14 protein-coding genes and 1 tRNA gene are annotated in these 21,135 nt (G+C 40.0%); 10 read left to right on the top strand and 5 right to left on the bottom strand.

Annotated features, from left to right (window positions below; translation table 11 throughout):
• Positions 1-69: 69 nt before the first annotated feature.
• The 6 genes from PY091_RS03665 (at position 70) to mobB (ending at position 12,813) form a co-directional block, all read left to right on the top strand.
• Positions 70-8,382 carry a T9SS type B sorting domain-containing protein gene (locus PY091_RS03665; protein WP_275648348.1) on the top strand — a complete coding sequence of 2,771 codons (8,313 nt, stop codon included), beginning with the start codon at positions 70-72 and terminating at the stop codon, positions 8,380-8,382.
• A gap of 191 nt (positions 8,383-8,573) precedes the next feature.
• Positions 8,574-9,083, top strand: coding sequence for a nicotinate-nucleotide adenylyltransferase (locus PY091_RS03660; protein WP_275648347.1), 510 nt, complete (start codon positions 8,574-8,576; stop codon positions 9,081-9,083).
• Between the two features lie 316 nt (positions 9,084-9,399).
• Positions 9,400-9,473 (top strand) — tRNA-Pro (locus PY091_RS03655).
• Between the two features lie 226 nt (positions 9,474-9,699).
• Positions 9,700-10,938 carry a site-specific integrase gene (locus tag PY091_RS03650; RefSeq protein ID WP_275648346.1) on the top strand — a complete coding sequence of 413 codons (1,239 nt, stop codon included), beginning with the start codon at positions 9,700-9,702 and terminating at the stop codon, positions 10,936-10,938.
• 262 nt (positions 10,939-11,200) lie between these two features.
• Positions 11,201-11,785 carry a BfmA/BtgA family mobilization protein gene (locus tag PY091_RS03645; RefSeq protein WP_275648345.1) on the top strand — a complete coding sequence of 195 codons (585 nt, stop codon included), beginning with the start codon at positions 11,201-11,203 and terminating at the stop codon, positions 11,783-11,785.
• A 5-nt stretch (positions 11,786-11,790) separates the two neighbouring features.
• Complete coding sequence (mobB, locus tag PY091_RS03640) at positions 11,791-12,813, top strand: MobB family relaxase (RefSeq protein ID WP_275648344.1); 1,023 nt, start codon at positions 11,791-11,793, stop codon at positions 12,811-12,813.
• A 159-nt stretch (positions 12,814-12,972) separates the two neighbouring features.
• On the opposite strand, the gene PY091_RS03635 is transcribed toward mobB, so the two are convergent.
• Positions 12,973-13,839, bottom strand: a complete 867-nt coding sequence (locus PY091_RS03635; RefSeq protein WP_275648343.1) for a hypothetical protein — start codon at positions 13,837-13,839, stop codon at positions 12,973-12,975.
• Positions 13,840-13,973: 134 nt separating this feature from the next.
• Positions 13,974-14,363, bottom strand: a complete 390-nt coding sequence (locus tag PY091_RS03630) for a helix-turn-helix domain-containing protein (RefSeq protein WP_275648342.1) — start codon at positions 14,361-14,363, stop codon at positions 13,974-13,976.
• Positions 14,364-14,557: 194 nt separating this feature from the next.
• Between PY091_RS03630 and PY091_RS03625 the strand changes: the two genes are divergently transcribed.
• Both PY091_RS03625 and PY091_RS03620 read left to right on the top strand, forming a co-directional pair.
• Positions 14,558-15,352 carry an RNA polymerase sigma factor gene (locus PY091_RS03625; protein ID WP_275648341.1) on the top strand — a complete coding sequence of 265 codons (795 nt, stop codon included), beginning with the start codon at positions 14,558-14,560 and terminating at the stop codon, positions 15,350-15,352.
• Between the two features lies 1 nt (position 15,353).
• Positions 15,354-16,451: a hypothetical protein gene (locus PY091_RS03620; protein WP_275648340.1), complete on the top strand. Its 1,098-nt coding sequence runs from the start codon at positions 15,354-15,356 to the stop codon at positions 16,449-16,451.
• Positions 16,452-16,672: 221 nt separating this feature from the next.
• Here PY091_RS03620 and PY091_RS03615 read toward each other — a convergent pair whose 3' ends face one another.
• Genes PY091_RS03615 through PY091_RS03605 form a run of 3 tightly spaced genes read right to left on the bottom strand, consistent with a single transcriptional unit; the run spans position 16,673 to position 19,351 of the window.
• Entirely contained in the window at positions 16,673-18,130 is a 1,458-nt protein-coding gene (locus PY091_RS03615) for a DNA cytosine methyltransferase (protein WP_275648339.1), read from the bottom strand.
• A gap of 53 nt (positions 18,131-18,183) precedes the next feature.
• Complete coding sequence (locus PY091_RS03610) at positions 18,184-19,128, bottom strand: hypothetical protein (RefSeq protein WP_275648338.1); 945 nt, start codon at positions 19,126-19,128, stop codon at positions 18,184-18,186.
• Complete coding sequence (locus PY091_RS03605; protein ID WP_275648337.1) at positions 19,112-19,351, bottom strand: helix-turn-helix domain-containing protein; 240 nt, start codon at positions 19,349-19,351, stop codon at positions 19,112-19,114. The genes PY091_RS03610 and PY091_RS03605 overlap by 17 nt, the downstream gene beginning before the upstream one ends.
• 304 nt (positions 19,352-19,655) lie before the next feature.
• Here PY091_RS03605 and PY091_RS03600 point away from each other — a divergent pair, with 304 nt between their 5' ends.
• Both PY091_RS03600 and PY091_RS03595 read left to right on the top strand, forming a co-directional pair.
• On the top strand, positions 19,656-20,552 hold the full coding sequence (locus PY091_RS03600) for a nucleotidyltransferase domain-containing protein (RefSeq protein ID WP_275648336.1): 897 nt from the start codon (positions 19,656-19,658) through the stop codon (positions 20,550-20,552).
• A 10-nt stretch (positions 20,553-20,562) separates the two neighbouring features.
• On the top strand, positions 20,563-21,132 hold the full coding sequence (locus tag PY091_RS03595) for a Cap15 family cyclic dinucleotide receptor domain-containing protein (protein ID WP_275648335.1): 570 nt from the start codon (positions 20,563-20,565) through the stop codon (positions 21,130-21,132).
• Positions 21,133-21,135: the final 3 nt, after the last annotated feature.

Raw genomic sequence — 21,135 nt, 5'->3', positions numbered from 1 at the left:
ACAGAAAATTACTATTAAGAATATTAAGGTCCCAAATCTGACGTATTCTTCCAAACAAGACTTAACCCTATGCTCCCACAAAAAACAAGGCATTTGCTATATGTCGTGTTGTTGGTGTTCATATCAATATTCGGTTCCACGGTATTGGCAAAAACTCAAGTTGCACACATACTTACAAGTATAGTAAGCAACAAAACGGAGGTAAATACCGAAAGGCAAAAGCAGGATGAAACCATTGAGTTGACATCCGCCGAAATAAATGAGCCCTTTACTACGGCCCCAATGTTTGCCACCATAATCAATGGTGCCAACGAAGAAGTGGTGTGTCCCAATGATGGGAGTACCCTGGCTAAATTCTTCCTGTGTGGTACAAGTGATATTAGAACCATAACACTTAGTCAATCGGGTAGTTCTTATCAGTGGCAGCAGTTAGACCCGAATAGTTGTGCGCCAACCGTTGTGGACGATTGTCCTACAATTAATAATGCTTGTACTTGGAATACGGTCGGTACAGGATCGACTTTTAATCTATCCGCAGCTGGGGAGTTCAGAGTACGTGTCAATTCAGGTCAATATTATTATTTTAAGTCTACATTAAATCCACTGAACCCACAGCTCATCAAAGAGGATATTATTTGTGGGAATCCAGGTAGGGTGGAAGTTACCAACGTGCCTGCAGGCTATGAGTATAGTTTGAACAGTGCTGCGGGACCTTTTCAAGATGATCCTTTCTTTGATATTACGGCACCGGGAGATTACCGAGTTTATGTTCGATTGAAGAACGTATCCGAAACTGCCTGTGTATTCCCATCCAATTTAGTAACGGTAGATGATTTGGATATCAATGTGGATGTTACTGCAAACGATATCCTTTGTAGTGGGGAGCTGGGAAGTATTGATGTTGCCATTTCCGGAGTACCCGGATTTTATACCTATAGGTTGGTGAAGAATGGTGTTACCGTGGATACCTTTGGTCCCAATGGATCGGATAATTACACTTTTGCCAATGTAAGTCCAGGAACCTACAATATACGTGTGGAAACAAATACTTGTTCCGAGACAATCACTACAGATATAGATGGTGACCCTATTGTAATCGGGGGCGGAATAAGTCCATTGGCCGTTTCGGCAACGGCATCTGATAGTTTTGGTTGTGGGGCAACATCGGTCAACGTAAATGTTTCGACCAGCGGTGGTACCGCACCTTACCGATTTAGTGTGGATGGTGGTCCGTTCGGTTCAACATACTCTAGTACTTCGACTTTTACCGTTTCTACAGCAGGAACCTATAATATTTTGGTGGAGGATGCCAACGGATGTCAACGAACCGCCGCTGTAGATGTGGAGAATATTCCACCACCACTATTTAATTTCACCGAGGAAGATGCCAATTGTGGAGGGGCCAACGATGGTAGGATAACGGTGAACGTTACTAGTGGATATGGTTATGAGATACAGTACAGTGTAGACAATGGAGCAACTTTTCAGATCAGTAATACCTTCTCTAATTTGGCTCCTGGCAATTACGATATTGTATTGCGGTACGAGCAAGATTCTTTTGTCTGTACCACAACGCCCCAAACTGCTACTATAGGAACACCATCGACCATTACAGCTACCGCAACACCGGACAGTGTCCCCACTTGTGTAGATGAAAATGGTGGGCAGATAACAATTTCAGGAGTTTCCGGTGGAACCGCTCCATATGAGTACAGTGTAGGAGCCGGATTTAGCAGTAATCCTGTATTTCCAAGTCTTGGAGTGGGAACTTACACCCCAATGATTCGTGATGCCAACGGGTGTGTACAGGCTCTTCCCGATATCGTGTTCAATAGTTTGAACAAACCCTCTGATTTGGATTTCAGTATTTCCAGTCTGGACTGTATCACTACAACAGCCTCTTTGGATTTGACCGTAACAGGTGGTTCGGGAACTTATACTTATGAAATTATTGCCCCAGCCGCAAGTGCAGTGAACAACGGTAGTAATAGCACTTTTACCGGTTTGGGACTAGGGACTTATACTTTTAGGGTAACCGATGATGAGGGATGTTCCTATGATGAAAATTATGCCATAACCGACATTAGCTCCATTGGTGTGCAAGGACAGCAGACAAGGGTAGTAACCTGTGTAGGTGATTCTGATGGTGAAGGACGATTTTTAGTGGACGGGTTCAACACAACCTATAGTTATAGCATTGATGGAGGGCCAGTTTCCACGGGGCAAAACAGCAATATTGTTCCATTGACCGGATTGGCGGCAGGTAGCTATGTAATTTCCGTTACCGATGAAGAAACAAATTGTACCGATACGGCCACCTTGGTAATTGAGGAGCCATCGACAGCATTCGCTATTTCAAGTTTGGATGTTACCGCCATGAGTTGTCAAAATGGAAACATTGGTTCGGTTCGTGTTAACACTGTCGGTGGATGGGGAGGAAACCGCTATACGTTGACTCAGCCCGATGGCTCCACTAGAGGCCCTAAAAATGGAAGTACATTCTCCAATCTTTCTCTAGACGGCACCTATCAAGTTAGTGTTACAGATGCCAATGGGTGTACGGTAACCGATAGTTTTACCTTGACACGTTTAGATGCCCCTAACTTAACATTGGATGCGGGCGTATCAGATTTTTGTTATGATAATTTTACCGCCGCCACACTCGCAGTGAATGCTACCGGAGGTTTGGCACCGTATCAGTATCGAATCAACGGAGGAGCTTTGGGCGGTAGTGCAAGTTTTAGCGGATTAACGCCTGGAACCTACACTATTGAGGTAATCGACGCTAATGATTGTAGGGATACCGTAACTGCAACCATAGAGCCTCAGGTAATGGCCAATGCCACAACCATTCAAGAGTTGGATTGTGCAGGCCCTCCTGGTCAAATACAGGTAAACATCAGTAATGGTTATACTTCTTCTGGTGATTACGATATTTATGAAGTAAGTATCAATGGTGCTCCATATACTTCCGATAATAATAACATAACTGGCAATTCCTTTGTATACAGCGTGCCAAACGATGGTTCGATCATATCGGATACCACCTTTCAATTTTTGATTACAGATGCTAGAGGCTGTACCACAGAATCGAATACCGTAACCATTTCTCCGCCTGAAACAATTGCGGGCACCGCTGTAGGAACCGACACCCAATGTGGAGACAATACAAGTGGTATTGTAGAATTGATTCCAGATACCACACAGGGAATACCTCCATATGAATTTAGTAATGATGGAGGAACAACATTTAGCACTCAAAATATATTTTCAGGATACGGAGCAGGGACACATTCAGGATTCGTGATTCGAGATAGTAGGGGCTGTGTTAGCCCAATTTACGATGTTACTATTGGTGCCAGTTCTCCATTGGATGCCACGGCCACACCAACAGATGCTGTTTGTACCATGATGGGAACCGTAAACGGTTCGATTTCTGCAACAATAAATAATGGAGTTGCTCCTTTCGATTACATCCTTGTAGATGAGTTTGGAGGAACCGTAGCTTCTTCAACAGGAACAGCGAGTACAACAGTAAATTTTCCAAACTTGCCTTTGGGTAACTATACTGTAATAACAACCGATGCACAAGGTTGTGAGGATCGTGATCAGGTAGTCATAGATCAAAACCAATTGGATTTGATTCCTTTGGATCCTGACCCAGCAGTTTGTTCCGACACTTCGTTTCCCTATTCTGTTCAGGCAACAGGTGGAACCGCTCCATATGAATTTAGATTGGTCGGCGACCCTGTCTTTCAATTGGGTACAGGAATTAACAACGATATATTTGATGTTACCGGATTAGTTGTGCCAGGTGTCACTTATTTTGTTGAGGTAAGGGATGCCAATGGCTGTACTTATATCGAAGAAATAGACCCAATAGGTCCAACTAACCCAGTTGCCGTTTCGGCTACATCTCTGGCCGCCTCTTGTAATGTTGCGGGAAGTGGTGCTATAGATTACGAAGTTTCTGGAATTTCTGCACCAGGGGATTTTACAATCACTGTTCAGAATACGGATACAGGTGCAACGTTCTCTACACAATCATTTACTGGAGAGACTATGCCATATACTGGTACCGTTACCGGATTGGCACCAGGAAACTATCAAATAATTGTTCGGGACGATACCAATGGATGTAGTGGAAGTACACTAGCTTTTATCGATATCAGTTCGGTATCCATATCCATAGAAAATTTTGTCGAAGCCACTTGTAATGTAGGTGCCTTGGTTACAGTTAGGGGATTTGGAAGCACAGGTCCATATAATTTTGCCTACGTGCCAACAGGAGACCCTGCTCCGACCACTTTCACTTCGGCTACCACCTTTGAAGTGCCCGGCCCTTATCCATCAGCTTATGATTTTTATGTGCAGGATGCCAATGGATGTACAGCTTTAACCACATTGAACGTTACACAAGAAGCAGGTGTTCCCGACCCTGTCATCGATGTTGTGAACCAATGTACGGCCACAAGTGGATATCAAATTGATATAGTATCACCGGTCTCTACAGGTTCTGGGCTGCCAGAGGAAACTTTCCAATACGATATAGGAAGCGGATTCCAATCCGGAACTACTTTTATTGTGCCCAATCCGGGAAGTTATGTGATCACCGTAAGGGATGGCAATGGTTGTACCAATACGGTGACCGCGGAAGTGTTCGATTTCTTCGCGATTTCTGCCGATGCCACCTCGTATCCGACCTGTAATGCTGGAGATGGAGAAATAACGGTAAATACAACAGGTGGAAGTGGTAACTTTAGTTACCAGCTTCGGGATATTGATAATAGTATGGCCAATGTAGGGCCAGCCCAAAGTTCGAATGTGTTTACAGGTGTATTGCCGGGCAATTACAATATTCTGGTTACCGATTTGGATTCCAATACCACTCCTTTGTGTTCTGATGAAGCTGAAGTTTTGGTCACAACCGTTACATCGCCCGTAATCGCGGCGACACCAAGTAGCGATGTAACTTGTTTTGGAGCTGATGACGGTATCATAGCTGTGGAATTGCAGCCTGGAACGGATACGGATACACCTTTGAATTACATATTGTACCAAGGCGCAACGGCTACTGTGATAGCTGGTCCCCAAGGTTCCTCATTGTTTGATGATTTGGAGCCGGGAACTTATCAAGTAGAAGTGGTTTCCGATAGAGGATGTTCGGACCGCTCAGGAAATATTGTCATTGATGAGCCAACACAGTTGATGGTAAATGCAGTGAACACGGAATTCAGTTGCAATCCTTCCAGTAACCAATTCAGTACGGCCACCATCACTATTTACACGGATAACAATGGCGATGGAACGGGAACCCCAACAGGCTCGGGATCCTACACATATAGCATGAACGATGGAACCGCCCAATTTGATGGAACCAACTTCCAAACAAGCAATACCTTCGAGGTGATTGATAATGGAACTGACCAAACCATCATTTTAACCGCTCGTGACCAGAACGGATGCGAACTTACGGATACCGTTTACATCAATACCCCAACAGATATCACATTTAGTTATAATGTAAATCAAATTACCTGTGATGCATCAGGAAGTGGTGTAACCCCAGGATCTATTGATATCATCATAAATGAAGGACCGGGCAATTACGAAGTGGAAATATTGCCATTGGGGTCCGAACCAGCACGTAGCTCTGGAGGTTCCGACAGGGTTACTTGGGACATAAGCACACCTGGAGACTATATTTTCGCAGTTACCGATGTGGGTAGTGGAGGTTGTACCTACTTGACCAGCACGATTAATATGCCAGAGTATAATAATATCCAAGCTGTAATAGCAGAGGTGGAACCTGTTACATGTTTTAATGGGAATGACGGTTCCATTAGTTTGGATATTTCCAATTACAGTGGTGTCTACAATTATGAGGTATTTAGAAGAGATAACGCAGGGGTGGAAACAACAACAGGTGTAACCGGTTCTTTTGATACCAATGCACCCATAAATTCTCCCGAGATTATTGAAAATGTTCCAGCAGGGAACCTTGTAGTACGTATAGAGGCTTTGGATTCCCCTTATTGTGATGCCGTAAGTAATGTAACCACGGTTCGCTCACCAGACAGGGAGTTGAGGGTAGATGCGCTTCAAACATCGCCAGTCACCTGTAATGTTCCGGGATTTGGAGAAATTACCGCTTCTGGAGATGGAGGCTGGGGAACCTACGAATATCAATTGGTGGCCTCGGATGGAACCATTTTGGTGGATTACCCCAATACAAACCCTGTGTTCGAGAATCTCTCAACAGATACTTACACTATAAATATTCGAGATCTTAGAGGTTGTGAATCCACAACAGATATTGATTTACCATTACCTACACCGATTTCTGCGGATATTCGCATAGTAAGCCCATTGGCTTGTAACAATGATAACGATGCGGTTATTGAGGCATATAACGAAGCCGGGGGACAGGGTCCAGGAAATTATTTGTATCAATTGAACCGCATTACGGACGGAACCAATAGTGGACTGCAGACTACGCCTAGTTTTGCCAATCTATCATCTGGAGTATACACCATTACTATTTTTGATGGATGGAACTGTAGTTTCACCACCGCACCGATTGAAATTCAAGACCCCGAAATTGTGGTAGCCGAATTGGTGGAACTTCAGCCACCGGGATGTGGGGATTTGGGTAGAATGGAGCTTACCGTAACCAATCCAGAACCAGGTGTGGATTATTTCTACAGAAGGTCGGGTACAACCGACCCTTTTATTCCATTTGGAGCCGGTATGACCACCATAGAGATCGCTGCGGATATTACGCTGGATCCAGGACCGTTCCAATATGATGTACAAAACTCGAATGGATGTCCGTTCGAGAAATCAAACCAGATTTCACTTGATCCGGCAGCTCCTTTGGTCATTGCATTGGATTTGACCAACGCAACCATAAACTGTGCCGGAGAGGCAACGGGAATTATCAGGTCGGAAGCTTTTGGAGGAATAGGAAACTATGTCTACACCTTGGTAAATTCCAATACTACACCACCTACAGCAGCAACGATTGTACGTCCGGCCCAGAATTCTGGAATTTTCCGTGAGTTGAATCCTGGAACTTACTATGTGTATGCTCAAAGTGGAGGTTGTGAGGCTATTTCCGATCCCATAGTAATAGAACCCAAAGACCCATTGGTTTTGGATTATTTGGAAGCCGTACCTGTAGTATGTGCTGGAGATATGAATGGGCAGATAATTATTGAAGCCAGTGGAGGAACGGGTCAGATCAGGTATTCCATTTCTGATACCTTGAGTGAGTTCTTCGAAGGTGATGATCCAGACAACCCAAACAGAAAGACCTTCACGGATTTGGCGCCAAGGACTTATGATATTATAATTCAAGATGACCTAGGATGTACCATTACAAGAACGGTGGAGATAACTCAGCCGATGGAGTTGGTAGCAGGCGTTGTGGATAGCACACCAGAAACCTGTATGGGTGATGGTGATGGAACCATGACTCTAGAAGTTACCGGAGGTACCGCACCATATTATACCAGTGTAAACTCTGCAGATGATGCCGATTTTGTTCAAAATGACAATCTCTTTTTCGATAACCTTCAAGGTGGAGAGACCTATGTGGTATTTGTACGTGATGCCAATGGCTGTCAAACCAATGTAATCGCTGAAATTGGAGTAGGTGTCGATATTGTTGCAGAACCAATAGTGGAATACGGATGTGAAGGTATTTTCCCGAATAGCACGGTAACGGTAAACATCGAAGACAATTCCCAACTACCCAATTTGTTGTTCTCCTTGGATGTGGACGATGTAATGCTGGCCACGGAACAGCGCACGTTTGGAGATTTGCCGGCAGGTGAACATACAGTATATATTTACCATTCCAATGGGTGTGTTACTTTCGTGGAGTTCGAAATTGAAGCTTACGAGCCATTGACATTGGAGGCGACCAAAACAGGGCCGGATGAGATCACGGCCATTGCTACCGGTGGATTTGGCGGATATGAATATTTCTTCCAAGGTGAGTCCTACGGAGAAGTAAATACGTTCAATGTAACGGTAGATTCCAATATCACTATAATGGTCCGCGATCAAAATGGATGTGTAGCTACCTTGGTAATGCCTTTCAATTTTGAAGGAATGCCTGAGATGCCAAATTTCTTTAGTCCGGATGGAGATAATTTAAACGATTATTGGTATCCCGAAAACAGAGAGTATTTCCCTAATATAGATGTTATCATCTATGATCGCTACGGTAGGGTAGTCGCCCGATTGGACCAAGTAAAAAAATGGGATGGTACCTACGATGGTAAACCATTGCCCACTGGTGATTATTGGTATGTTGTAAATGCGAACGATAACGAGAAACAGCAATTTGTAGGGCATTTTACATTATATAGATAAGCTTTCGGATTCTTTCTTTTTTAAATCTGTAAAACAAGGCGATTTTTGGTTCATGGATCACGCATAAAAATGACCGTAAAACTGACCTAGGTCATTGTGGAACAGATAGATGTGTGTTATTTTAGGTTGCTTGTGAATTATGGAGCTCCGCAATTCCTTTCGTAAGGATTATTAACTTAAAAATAAAGGTCATGAAAAAGCTATTGTTAGTTCTTTTTGTGATGGGAATTGTAGCACCTATGCAATCTCAAATCATTAAGACAGAGGAGTTGTCAGAGGTAGTGGTGTATGCAACCAACTACAAGTATCTGAACAGCATTGATACCAAAGAAGAAGCTTCTATACCGGTAGAAATGCTTAGACGTAAAGTAGCAGCTTTTGATGTTAAGAGCTCAGAGTATTACCAAGACGATTATGACGTTTACAACATCAATTTCTACATACCAGAAGGTAAGATCTTAGCTGCGTATGATAAGGACGGAAAAATTATCCGTACTGCTGAAAGATTTAAGAACATTAACCTGCCCAATTCTGTAAAAACTGCCGTTTTGGATAGATTCCCAGGATGGACAATCACCAAGGATACCTATGTGACACATTATTATGATAAAAAAGGAGTCACAAAAAAATACAAGTTGAAATTGGAAAATGGAGACAAAGTATTGCGGGTAAAAGTTGATGAAAAAGGCGAGTTCCTTTAATAGAATTAGGCGTTTTTGTTCATTTTATGAACCATAAAACGTATCGATTTAATGTAAAAATCAAGGTGTTGGGCATTAGGTGAACCCAGCCACTTTTAAAAAAGGATTTATGGTGAATAGAATTTTTAATTATGTGTAATATGGCCCAATCGATATTATAACGATCTGGGCCATATTTTATGGCAGTTATCCGATGAGTAACTTTAAACTTTAATAGGAAAACTGGGGTTAATAGTACTGCCAATCAAATCCATCAAAAGTTTTCTAGGGACAAGGTTGATTTATCACCAAAATTTATATTTTTGCAGTCCATTTTCGGGATGTGGCGCAGTCTGGTAGCGTACACGCATGGGGTGCGTGTGGTCGCTGGTTCGAATCCAGTCATCCCGACTTAACCTTTTCAAGTAAAATCAAAACACTGTTAATCTTATGATTTTCAGTGTTTTGTGTTTTTAGGCATATCGTTTGAATTCATTTAAAACCATCTAAAATCATATCAAGCGTGTTCCCATCGGGAGCAAACACTTACAGTTCTTGTTGTAACTTTAAATGACTTTTAGAACCATTTTTCTTGTGTTTTGACTTTCACAGTATTAACACTCTAAAAGGTTGCAACATGCAGAAAAACAATCGTTTAACAATCAATTTCTTTACAAGAAAGCACAAGGTGCAATCTGAGAACCGGATTGTCTATTGTAGGATCACCATCGATGGTGAGCGCACCGATTTTAGCATAAATCGGGAAATCAAAACCAATTTATGGGACAATAGCCGTAAAAGGGGCAAGGGATTTTCCAATTACGTTATCTCCCTTAACAAGTACCTAGACCAAATTTATACAGGCCTTCATGAGGCCCATAGGCTATTGATGGCAGAAGAGAAGGTAATCACACCATTGGCCATAAAGGCAAGGTTCTTTGGGGAAGATGAGGGGGGCAAGACATTGAAGCAATTGATTGCCTACCACAATGGAACCATGCACACATCTTTGCGCCCGGGAACCAGAAAGAACTACCATATTACCGAACGGTGCATAAACCTCTTTTTAAAAGAGGAATACGGGATTGAGGATATAAAGCTCAAAAAACTGAATTACCGTTTTATATCGGACTTTGAGCAGTACCTAAGAAAGTACAGGCCATCGACAAGAACCAAGTGCACCAATAACGGGGCTATGAAGCACATGGAACGGCTAAAGAAAATGTCAAGGTTGGCCGTTCGGCTGGATTGGATAACAAAAGACCCTTTTGAAAACTATAAACTGCGTTTTGAGAAAACCGAACGGGAATATTTAACAAAACGGGAATTGAGGTTGATAGAAGAAACCACGTTCACAAAGGAGGGGGTTGAGAAATGCAAGGATGTGTTTCTCTTCTCGTGCTATACTGGCCTATCCTATATCGATGTCAAGGCATTGACCCCAGACCATCTTCTTAAAGGAATAGATGGCAATGAATGGTTGTTCACCAAAAGGATAAAGACGGACGAAAAACTCAAAATCCCCTTACTTCCACAAGCAAAGGAGATCATCAAAAAATATGAAGATTCCGCAGAAAGAAAGATGATGAAAGTCCTATTGCCTGTTTATAGCAATCAAAAGGTCAATTATTACTTAAAGGAAATCTGCAAAGCCTGTAAGATTTACAAGAAAGTGACATTCCATACTGCAAGGCACACTTTTGCAACAACGGTAACCTTGTCCAATGGAGTCCCGATAGAAACAGTCTCCAAAATGCTCGGCCATACCAAATTGTCCACCACACAAATCTATGCAAGGGTACTGGAACACAAGATAGGGGAGGACATGCAAAATCTAATTGAACATATGCAGACCAAAAAAGCAGCCGAAGGATGATAAGATAGTATTCATTCGGTCCCGCTTGCGGGACGTAGGAATAGCAAGAGGGTGATGCGCAAATTGCGCCATCACGGTTGTTTTCGGGTCTTCAACAAGTTGAAAACCAGTTAATTGAACACTTTTTGGAATACTGTGGAAAAATTGGGGCTACAGTAGACTTTTCCGAAATCTACAGTAAACCCTTTGGGAAGCCCAATAAACACTGGAAATTTTTGACGCAAAAATTGACGCAATTTCACTAAAAAACAAAATCGCACCTATGGAAAAGCAATCAACAAACGGCAGAACAAAGAAAGGAAGCGGTGGTTATTCCAATATCACCGTAAAGAAGGAAACGGCCATACGCTTTCGCAGTTATTCCAAAAGGTTCAACAAGTCCCATAGTGAGGTGTTGGATGGAATGATACAATACTTCAAGGAGAACCATCTTGACCCTTTTGGAGAGGGAACAAAGATCATCCTTGACAGTATCAAAAAGTTGGAGCGTCAGATGATGAAGAAATTCGATAGGATTATTGCCATTATCAAGAACATGGAAAAGACCAGTATCCGGCCGACCTATGAAATGGTACTCATTCTTTACGAGGCCTATGTAAAGGATGGGAGGAAACCGAGACCCGAGCCAGTCCAGACACAGGAAGAGCGAATGGATTTTTTGGAGCCTAGGAATACCGTTCCGAAAGTTGAACATGACAGGATACTACAAGAGTTCAAAGAATATAAAAATCGCTGCAATGAAATCCTCAACAACGTGGAGAAAGTGGAGCCAATGATGGGCAAACCCTATCTCAAGATCAATATGGGCATCGGGGATTTTGAAAGCCTGAAACATCAATTAAGATAACGAACATGTACCTTACCATCTCAGCACAAAAAACGGGCAGTACCTACAACTCCAGTGTAGGGAACTATGTGGATTATCTTGAAAAGGAAAACGAGGATAGATTACCAGAACAAAGGGAAGAGTTCTTTGACCAGGAGAACGACAGCGTAAGCCCTCAAACGGTCATCGATGAAATAGATGCCAATACGGCCAAACTTAGGCAAAAGGACCCTAAATTCTATTCCATAGTGGTAAGTCCCAACCAAAGGGAGTTTAAGGCCATAGGCAATGACCCCAGCATACTAAGGGAATACACAAGGAAGCTCATGGAGGATTATGCCAAGAGTTTCCATAGGAACCAAGAGGTCAAGGCAGAGAACCTGAAATACTATGCCAAGATAGAGCATGAGCGCACCTATCGGGGCTTTGATAGACAAGTGCAGGAGAATGCGCCCTACAGAGGGGAGATAGCAAGGCTCAGGAACGAGATACGAAAAGTGGAACGGGGCGAATCCATGGGGAATGTCAAAGAGCTTGAAAAGAGGATCAAAGAGCAGGAAAGATTGGCCCCTCATAAGCAGAATGGACAATTGGTGGCCGCAGGGATGCAAAAGGAAGGGCCACAGACCCATATCCATATTATTGTCAGTAGAAGGGACGTAACGAACACCCACACCCTTTCACCAATGGCAAAACATAAGGCCTCCGAAGTGGAACTGAACGGAAAGACCATAAAAAGAGGGTTTGACCGGGACAGCTTTTACCAAGCAGCAGAGAAGACCTTTGACAGGACTACTGGTTTCAAAAGGAACTATGTGGAATCCTATGTTGGGAGAAAGGCCCATGCCAAGGAACCGGGGAAGTTTTTTGCCAAGGTCATGGGACTGCCCACCAAGGAAAAGGACATGGCCTTTAAACTCCTTAGGACGATGGGGGTCAAGGCTCCCAGTATCCCGACCAATAAAGTGCAAATGGCGGCCAAGATCATCAAAGCCCTTGGAAGGGGTATCGATAAGGCTAGGGGCACAGGTGAGGACATGGGGTATTGAGATCCAAAAAGTAGGTTGCGCCCTTTCGGGTTTTTGCTTTACGCTTATCTGCCGGAACGCTACAAAAACCCGCCAGGATCCATGCGCAAAAGTTGGGGGTAAGATTTGGGGTGCATATTTTCTGCTTTTAAACGGTTCCGTTTTAAGCTTGATTTAGAGTTAGGTGCCGGCTTTTTTGTTTTCATTTAATTGAAATATTGCTGCTTTCAGCACTTGAAAACAAATTTTAGCTGTATGTTGGTCAGGATTAAATCCAGAACTTACTTGTTGGTATGGATGAATGTAATTCCTGAAATCTCTTAAAGCGTGGCTAAATTTTTTTACATCCTCTTTTAAAAGTCCTATTTCGCTTGAAGTATCTATCAGTTGACTCAAAGTCCATTCAGGAAATTGTTTAACCTTTCCTTCTCGATTTTTTGGCGCTGAATTTGCTTGATTAAATGCTATAGGATTATTGAGTGCAATACCCAATAAAATTCCTTCTAAAGTACTGCCAGACATGAAAATGACCGATAAATGAGCTTTAGAAGCAAAGCATTTTTTTATTTCATTGAATCTAATCATTAGAACATCTGTAACTGTTCCGTCAAGACCAAGTTTTTCGAGTGATATACTTTCGAACTCTTTTTCCAAAAATTCATCTGCTTTGACTTCAACCTTATCATCGTGTAATTTTACTTTGTTCGTTTTTTTGAAAGCTATGACAGTTTCGTCTCTTACCACCTGCCATTTGTCAAATGCCAAGTATTGATTAAAGTCTTTGATGTAATTGTCTAGCTCAGAAATTTTACCAATAAAGTTTACTGGATTGAATAATTTCTCAATGCATTTATCTAATTCTGGTGTTCCGTTGATATGTTTTAATCTATCCTCCGTGTATTTCCATCTTGAAGGGAATCCTTGACCATAGGAATCATTAAAGCCTAAGTCATTAAAAAACTCAATCAACTTTGGTCCAGAGCGATATTCAGTCTCTTCGTTGATTAGCATTCTTAATTTTTCAATTGACTTGTCGTTAATTCTCATTCATTTGGATTTTCAAACTTATGTTTAACGGGTAAAGATAACCGAATTATTAGGGAGGTAAGTTTAGCCATTAATACATAAGAAACCTCAATCCTACATAGGATTGAGGTTTCTTAGTTTCTTTTAAGAAGTACTCATTTATCCTTCAGCAACTTCTCCAAGTAAGCAACCTTGTCCTTTTCAGCTTGAACAAGACGCTCATAAAGCTCAACTACCTTATCTAAAGGATTAAAAGTAGGTTGGTGTAAAATTGCATTTAATGCAGATTGGTCATGAAAAGAATTTGAAATGATGTTTAAAACGGATTCCTCGGAAAAATTCTCAATACCTTCTTTCGTAACTCCCAACGCCTTTGCGATTTCTTCAAGTTTCTTATCCTCTAAGGTTTCACTTTTTTCCAAGGTTGAGACACTTTGCTGACTGATTCCCAGTTCCTCCGCAAGTGTTTCTTGCTTCATTCCCCGGAGTTCCCTGATTCGAGCAATCTTTCGTCCTATATGATTGGCTTTTGTGTCTGTCGTCATAACTTAAAGATATTGATAATATTCTTTCGTGCCCGCCTTTTGGTAAAATACAAGCTCATACTGATAATTTACAATCGGTTATGGTGGGTTACATCTTTCTACACGACTAATTTAAGCTAAAATTTCAGCTTGGAAAAATTCCAAACCAAAGAAAAAGGGTTCATCAACACCAAGTATTAACAAAGAACAAACGCATGGAAAACCATCATAACCTAGAAGAATGCTATGAACGCCTAAAAAAGGGTTGTGCCAATTCTTTTACGGAAATCTATACCAAATACAATAGACAGATTTTCTGGCTAGGAAAGAGTTTTCTCGATGATGGTTTTGTTGTGGAAACATTGGTTCAGGATGTATTCTTGAAGTTATGGGTGCATAGAGATACATTGGAATCACCCAAGCACATTTATTTTTTCCTGCGATTTGTCATGAAAAGGGAGTGCATTTCATACTATACACGCCCCAAGAACAGGTTTTTTAGGAAAGTCCACTCATTGGAGAGTTTTGAGAATTACCAAGACTATATGGTCGGGTATGACCCTGTTGAAGACAATAACAATTTTAAACTTCAGGAAGGGGAACAAGAGAAGTTCGAAAGTATCATACGCGTCCTGCCATTATTGGATGACAGCAAAAGACACGTAATCAACCTGTGTTTGAAATATGGTTTTCAGTACAAGGCCATTTCCAAAGCAATGGGAAAAGGCATCAATGAAACCTGTAGAGAGATTAAGGAGGCAATTGAAGATATTAAAACCATCGTTCATCAAGGAAATAAACTCGATTCCAGTAATAACAATATGGATGAGGTAAAGTTTACTGGCGAAATGACAGAAGAGCAGGCAAAGGTGCTTAAAATGCGTTGCGAACTAAGATGTTCCTTTTCCGAAATAGCCAATGAACTTAATATCTCCCAAAAGGAGGTGCATCAGGAATTCATGATAGCATACAGGCTAATGGAAGCAAAACATCAATTACAATCAGCCTAGTATGGAAAAGTCAACGTTAAAACTCACTCGAAAGATCCAAATACTGATTGATCTCCCTACCAAAGAAGAGAAAAAAGAGGCCTTGGATAAACTGTACCAGTGGCAGAACCGATGCTTTAGGGCGGCCAACCTAATAGTGACCCATCTGTATGTTCAGGAAATGATCAAGGAATTCTTTTATCTATCAGAGGATATAAAATATAAATTGGCTGATGAAAAGAAGGATGAACAAGGAATCCTTAATCGTTCCAAGATCAACACCACCTATCGAGTGGTGTCAGATCGTTTTAAAGGAGAAATCCCCACAAACATATTGTCCAATTTGAACCAGGCCTTAATTTCATCATTCAAGAAGAACAGACCGGAATACTGGAATGGTGAACGCTCTTTGAAAAATTTCAGAAGGGATATGGCCTTCCCTTTTGATTTGGAGGGTATGAGTGGATTATCCTACAACGCAGAGAAAAAAGCCTTTTGCTTTCGTTTGTTTCGGATTCCGTTTAAAACCTACTTGGGCAAGGATTTTACGGATAAACGAACATTGTTGGAGCGGGTAGTGGATGGCAAGACTAAGCTGTGTACATCACACATAAAGCTAAAAGATGGCAAGATTTTCTTATTGGCGGTATTCGAAATTGAAAAGGAAAACCATGACCTTAGACCTGAGATTATTGCAGAAGCCTCTTTGTCCCTTGAATATCCCATTGTTGTAAAGGTTGGCAATGCAAGGCTTACCATTGGTACAAAGGAAGAATTTTTATACAGAAGACTGGCGATACAATCGGCGCACAGACGGGCAAAGATTGGGGCAACATATTCCAAATCGGGTAAGGGCATCAAAAGAAAACTAAAGGCAGTTGACAGACTTGGTCAAATGGAACGTAAATATGTCCATAACCGTTTGCACGTATACAGCCGTAGGTTGATTGATTTTTGTGTTAAACATAGAGCAGGAACCCTTATACTATTGAATCAGGAGGAAAAAACTGAGATTGCTAAGGAGGAGGGATTTGTATTAAGAAATTGGAGCTATTGTGATTTGATGACCAAAATAAAATATAAGGCTAATAAAGCGGGTCTCGAAGTTATAATTGATTAACAAAACCGATGGAGGGTGCTTGTACACCCGTATGGTGAGGTCAAAGGCACTCACTAAATGTTAAAAGCATATACAACGCGTGGGCTCTCTTATATATTTCGACTTACACCCTTTTTGTGGAAGCTTAATTTCCGAAAGTTCACAGTCGATGTATAGTCGATAGTTTTTGCTCAATTTCTTCCAATCTCGCTAACGATAGAGTTTGTGAAAAGTGGTGAATTTTATCCAACAACTTTTCTATCAAGAACTGAATTGTAATCTGTGTCTACCCTTTGAATCAGGTCACTTAAACTACTACTAATACCTAATGTTGTATGCTTACTTTTTTCACTTTCAGCAGTTTCAGCTTTTTCTCCACTAATTTTTTCCATCAGAGATTCTAATTCTGAATTCATTTTCATGTTCCGTTCTCTCTTTCTTCTTAATATTCCGGCACAAGCTTTAGCACTTAAATAAAACTTTTCCAATGCATGATTTGGCTCGACGATGTCTTTTAAATGACCATATTTAGGTTGATTTGGGATATTTGAAGAATTTAAAAAGGTTGTTTGGCTAATTTGGTTAACTCCATTCAATAAATAAAGCAAAGCATTCAGCTTATTCTTTTTTGGTTGGATAAACTTTTGCCATTCAGTAAAGTTTCGATTCGATTCGCTATTCATGTATTGATTTATTTGACTACCGATCCATTTTACTACTGGAACTGCCCAAGAATTTCCAATTGCCTGAAACCTATTTGTATGACTATTACCATTGACCTTGGTATAGTTGTCAGGAAAACCCATCAAACGTTCACATTCTAAAGGTGTAAATCGTCTAATTCGATTGTTCTCTGAAACATATAACGATCCATTGTATGCTGCTGCGTTCCCATTCCATTTTGTTCCGTAGGCTGCATAAAGACAGTCAGTATATTCTCGAAATACTTCAAATTTTACACCTAGCTTACTAAAGATTTTTTCATTAGTTTCTTCTTTGACTTCTTGATCAAATAGAGTAGGTGTTTTTTGGGTCGTATTCTTAGCTTTTAGTTCTTTTACTATGTCTTTATTGTCGAATTCAAAGAGTATTTGGTCAGGCTTGAAGTCTTTACCTCCGGCAAGAACATACAATCTTTTTCTTTGGTGCGGAAGTCCAAAATATTTTGCATCGATAACACGCCATGCGACATTTCTTTCATTTCCCTCTAGGTAGCCTGATTTTGTCCATTTTGAAACCTTGATTTCTTCTTCAAATCCGGCTAAACCTGCAATAAAATTTCCAAATGCGTTTGTTTTATCATTTAAAACTCCTTCTACATTTTCCCAAAGAATGATGCTTTTGTCTTTACCATTATCTAATCTGACTTTATCAATTGCATTTGCAATTTCAATAAATGTCATTGTTAACTGACCTCTTTCATCAGCTAGACCATTTTTCCAACCCGCCAAGGAGAATGCTTGACACGGTGTTCCTCCGCAAAATAAGTCAGGTGCTTCTATATCTTTATTTAGAATTAAGTTTGGAATATTAATCATATCTCCAACATTTGATATGTCTGGGAAATGGTGTTCAAGAACTTTTGAAGGAAATTCTGCAATTTCAGAACTCCACAACTGCTCAAACCCAAATGGATTAAAAGCCAATTGAGATGCCTCAATACCTGAACAAACGCTACCAAATGTTAATTTTTTACCCATGCTTATTTATTTGAATACAAAACTACATAAAAATGATAACTTTAGTATGCACGTTATTTGTTTTCTTCTATAAACTGATTTAAACTTTCACGCCACTTTTGAATGTCGTACCAGCCGCAACCCACACAACCTTTTTCAGCATTTTTCCCAATTTTTGGAATGTCATTAGGCCAATTTTCATTGCCTTCGTAGAAGAAATTTATTCCATATAGAGTACCTCTTTTTCCTGTTTGGAAACACTTACGGCACACCTCTCTTTTTTGTTGATTTCTTTGGTTGTCAACAAGTTGAAATTTTTCTTTTATTTCTTTTTCAGGCATTTTGTCAGGGTTTTCGGCCCTAGTTTCTTCATCCCATCTTATTTCTGGAAATTTGTGGTCAGGAAGTAAACCATGTTTATTTGCTTTACTGCATTCATAAACATTGATTGATTCCATAACAGCAATTGCTTTTGCTTTAAATGCGGGTGACATTACTTCATACCCTGTAACTCCTCCTTTTGGCAAAGGGACCAGCAAAATATGTGTATCTGTTTCATATTTGCCATTCACCTGTCTTCTTGTATCTGTTGCTAAAGTGTAACCAAATTCTTTTATGTCTTGAATTCTTCTTGCCCAATTTGGATTATTTGGTAAGTCATATTTTACACTTTTCCAATCAAGATCAAGTAAATTATCAAAGAAACCCTTTGTTGTCTTTTTACCTGACATTTCATCATTCCAACGCTTTTTTTCTGCTGCTTGAAATTTTTTAATTTCCGTTTTGGTAAAGTGAGGATAAATTTCGTTAAGGTAGTCGACCAAATCATTTGCAGTTTCAATAAAAAGGCCTGTTCTTCTATAGAAATAGGGAATTGAACCTTTCCATGAATAACCGTCTTTTTGGACAAAAGTAACATCAATATATTTTTCGGAAGCTTTTGAATGTTCTCTAAAAGCTTCAACAATTATATACTTGTTATCGAGTAAATCAGAAAATTCTTCAACCGTAATTTCCATTATTGCTAGGTTTTAATAAGTCTTCAATTTTGACTTCTAGAGCTTTGGCAATTTTTTCAATATTTACCAGAGTAATATTTTTTTCTGCTCTTTCAATCATTCCAATATAAGTTCTATGAAGGTTAGCTTTATGAGCTAATTCTTCTTGTGAAATGTTGAGTAGGCGTCTATATTTCCTGACGTTTTCTCCGAATAAATTTAAAATTTCGTGTTTAGTTTCCATTGCTAACTAAAGTCTGCATAAAGCTAATTTTAGTATTCAAATCTCACTACATACTATAATTAGCATTATCGACTTTTTAGCTTATTTGTAATTTGTTTATATACGGAACTCTGTTGGGCATATAAAGATAAATTGGTTTGGTTGCCCAAGTCTAGTAATTTATTATTAAGTGAATTTAGAGTAATATGCAATACAAAATATTCTGTCAATATGGCACTAAACTCTTATCGGAGCACTTTTTGATAATTGACACTCAAATATTTAAGGTAAATGTTTTGAGTTCAAAATTTTAAACAAAGATTAAATGCCAAAGTTTTCGGAAACAACATTAGATAACTGGAGGAAGCCACCAAGTGATACTGAAGAATCAAAACTTTCTAATGCCGAGCGTATGGTACGTGAAGCAATCACTGAAGATGATGTTTTAAGTTCAAAATCTATAAGAATATTTGGGCAAGGTTCATATGCTAATGATACGAATGTAAAATTGAATAGTGATATCGATATAAATGTACAGTACAATGGAGGTTTTTTTTTCGAACTTTTAAATGATACGAGGGAAGAAGATGCAGGAATTGATAAGCTATCTAGTTCCTCATATTCTTATGATGATTTCAAAGATGATGTCGAAAAAGCTCTTATTGATAAGTTTGGTATTAATTCGGTGGTAAGAAAAAACAAATGTATTACTGTTCTTGCTAACAGTTACAGAGTTGAAACAGATGTTGTTCCAACCTGGGAATTACGAAGGTATAATAAAAGTAAGATACCCGTGAAGGGAGCAAGATTCTTTCCTGATGAAGGTGGTGTAGTAACTAATTACCCTGAACAACATATTCAAAATGGAAAGGACAAAAATGCTCGAACTCAAAAGCGTTTCAAGCGTCTAACCAGAATCCATAGAAAATTAAGGTATAAGATGATCGATGATGGCATTGGTGTTACTGATGGCATAACATCTTTTTTATTGGAATGCCTTGTTTGGAATGTTCCAGATTCGGTCTTTAATAATAATGATACATGGACAGACAGATTAAAGGAATCTATCCGCTACATTTATCAAAAAACGAAAGAGGAAAAGGATTGTAAGGAATGGGGAGAAGTATCTGAATTGCTCTATCTTTTCCACGAAGGTAGAAAATGGTCACGAAAGGATGTTAATGATTACATGGTTCAGGCGTGGAACTATTTAGAATTTTAAAACAAAAATTATGATTAGATACAACATCCGAGCTTTTGCATGGGCTATACTAGGCCTGGGAATAATTACATTTATAGTATTATTCCTTTATACAAAAGATGTGGTTTCGGCATTTTCATCGACTGTAGCAGTAAATATTGTTATATGGATAATATTCACAAAATGGGCTTGGAAATTTAAAATCTTTTATTCTTGGTTAATACCTTTTCCTAACCTTTCTGGTAATTGGGAAGGATACCTGATTTCTAGTTATTTAAAAGATGGTAAGCCTCTTGATCCAATTCCTACCAAAGTTGTAATCAGTCAGACATTTTTTAATGTGCAGGTGCAAATCCAAACAGGGGAAAGTAAAAGTTTCAGCACAGGGGCATCATTTGATATTGATTCTGATCGAGGACTTCAGCAGTTATTCTATTCGTATTTGAATACACCAAAACCAAGTGTGCGAGATCGTAGCGAAATGCATTACGGTACGACTCGTCTTGAATTTAAAGGTTTTATAGTGAATGAACTAGAAGGGGAGTATTGGACTTCCAGAAAAACTACAGGAGAGTTGCACCTGAAACGTAAAAATGCATAGTCT

It is taken from the genome of Flagellimonas okinawensis, assembly GCF_029194005.1.
Classification (GTDB): domain Bacteria; phylum Bacteroidota; class Bacteroidia; order Flavobacteriales; family Flavobacteriaceae; genus Flagellimonas; species Flagellimonas okinawensis.
This window is presented reverse-complemented; position numbering and strand designations above follow the sequence as displayed.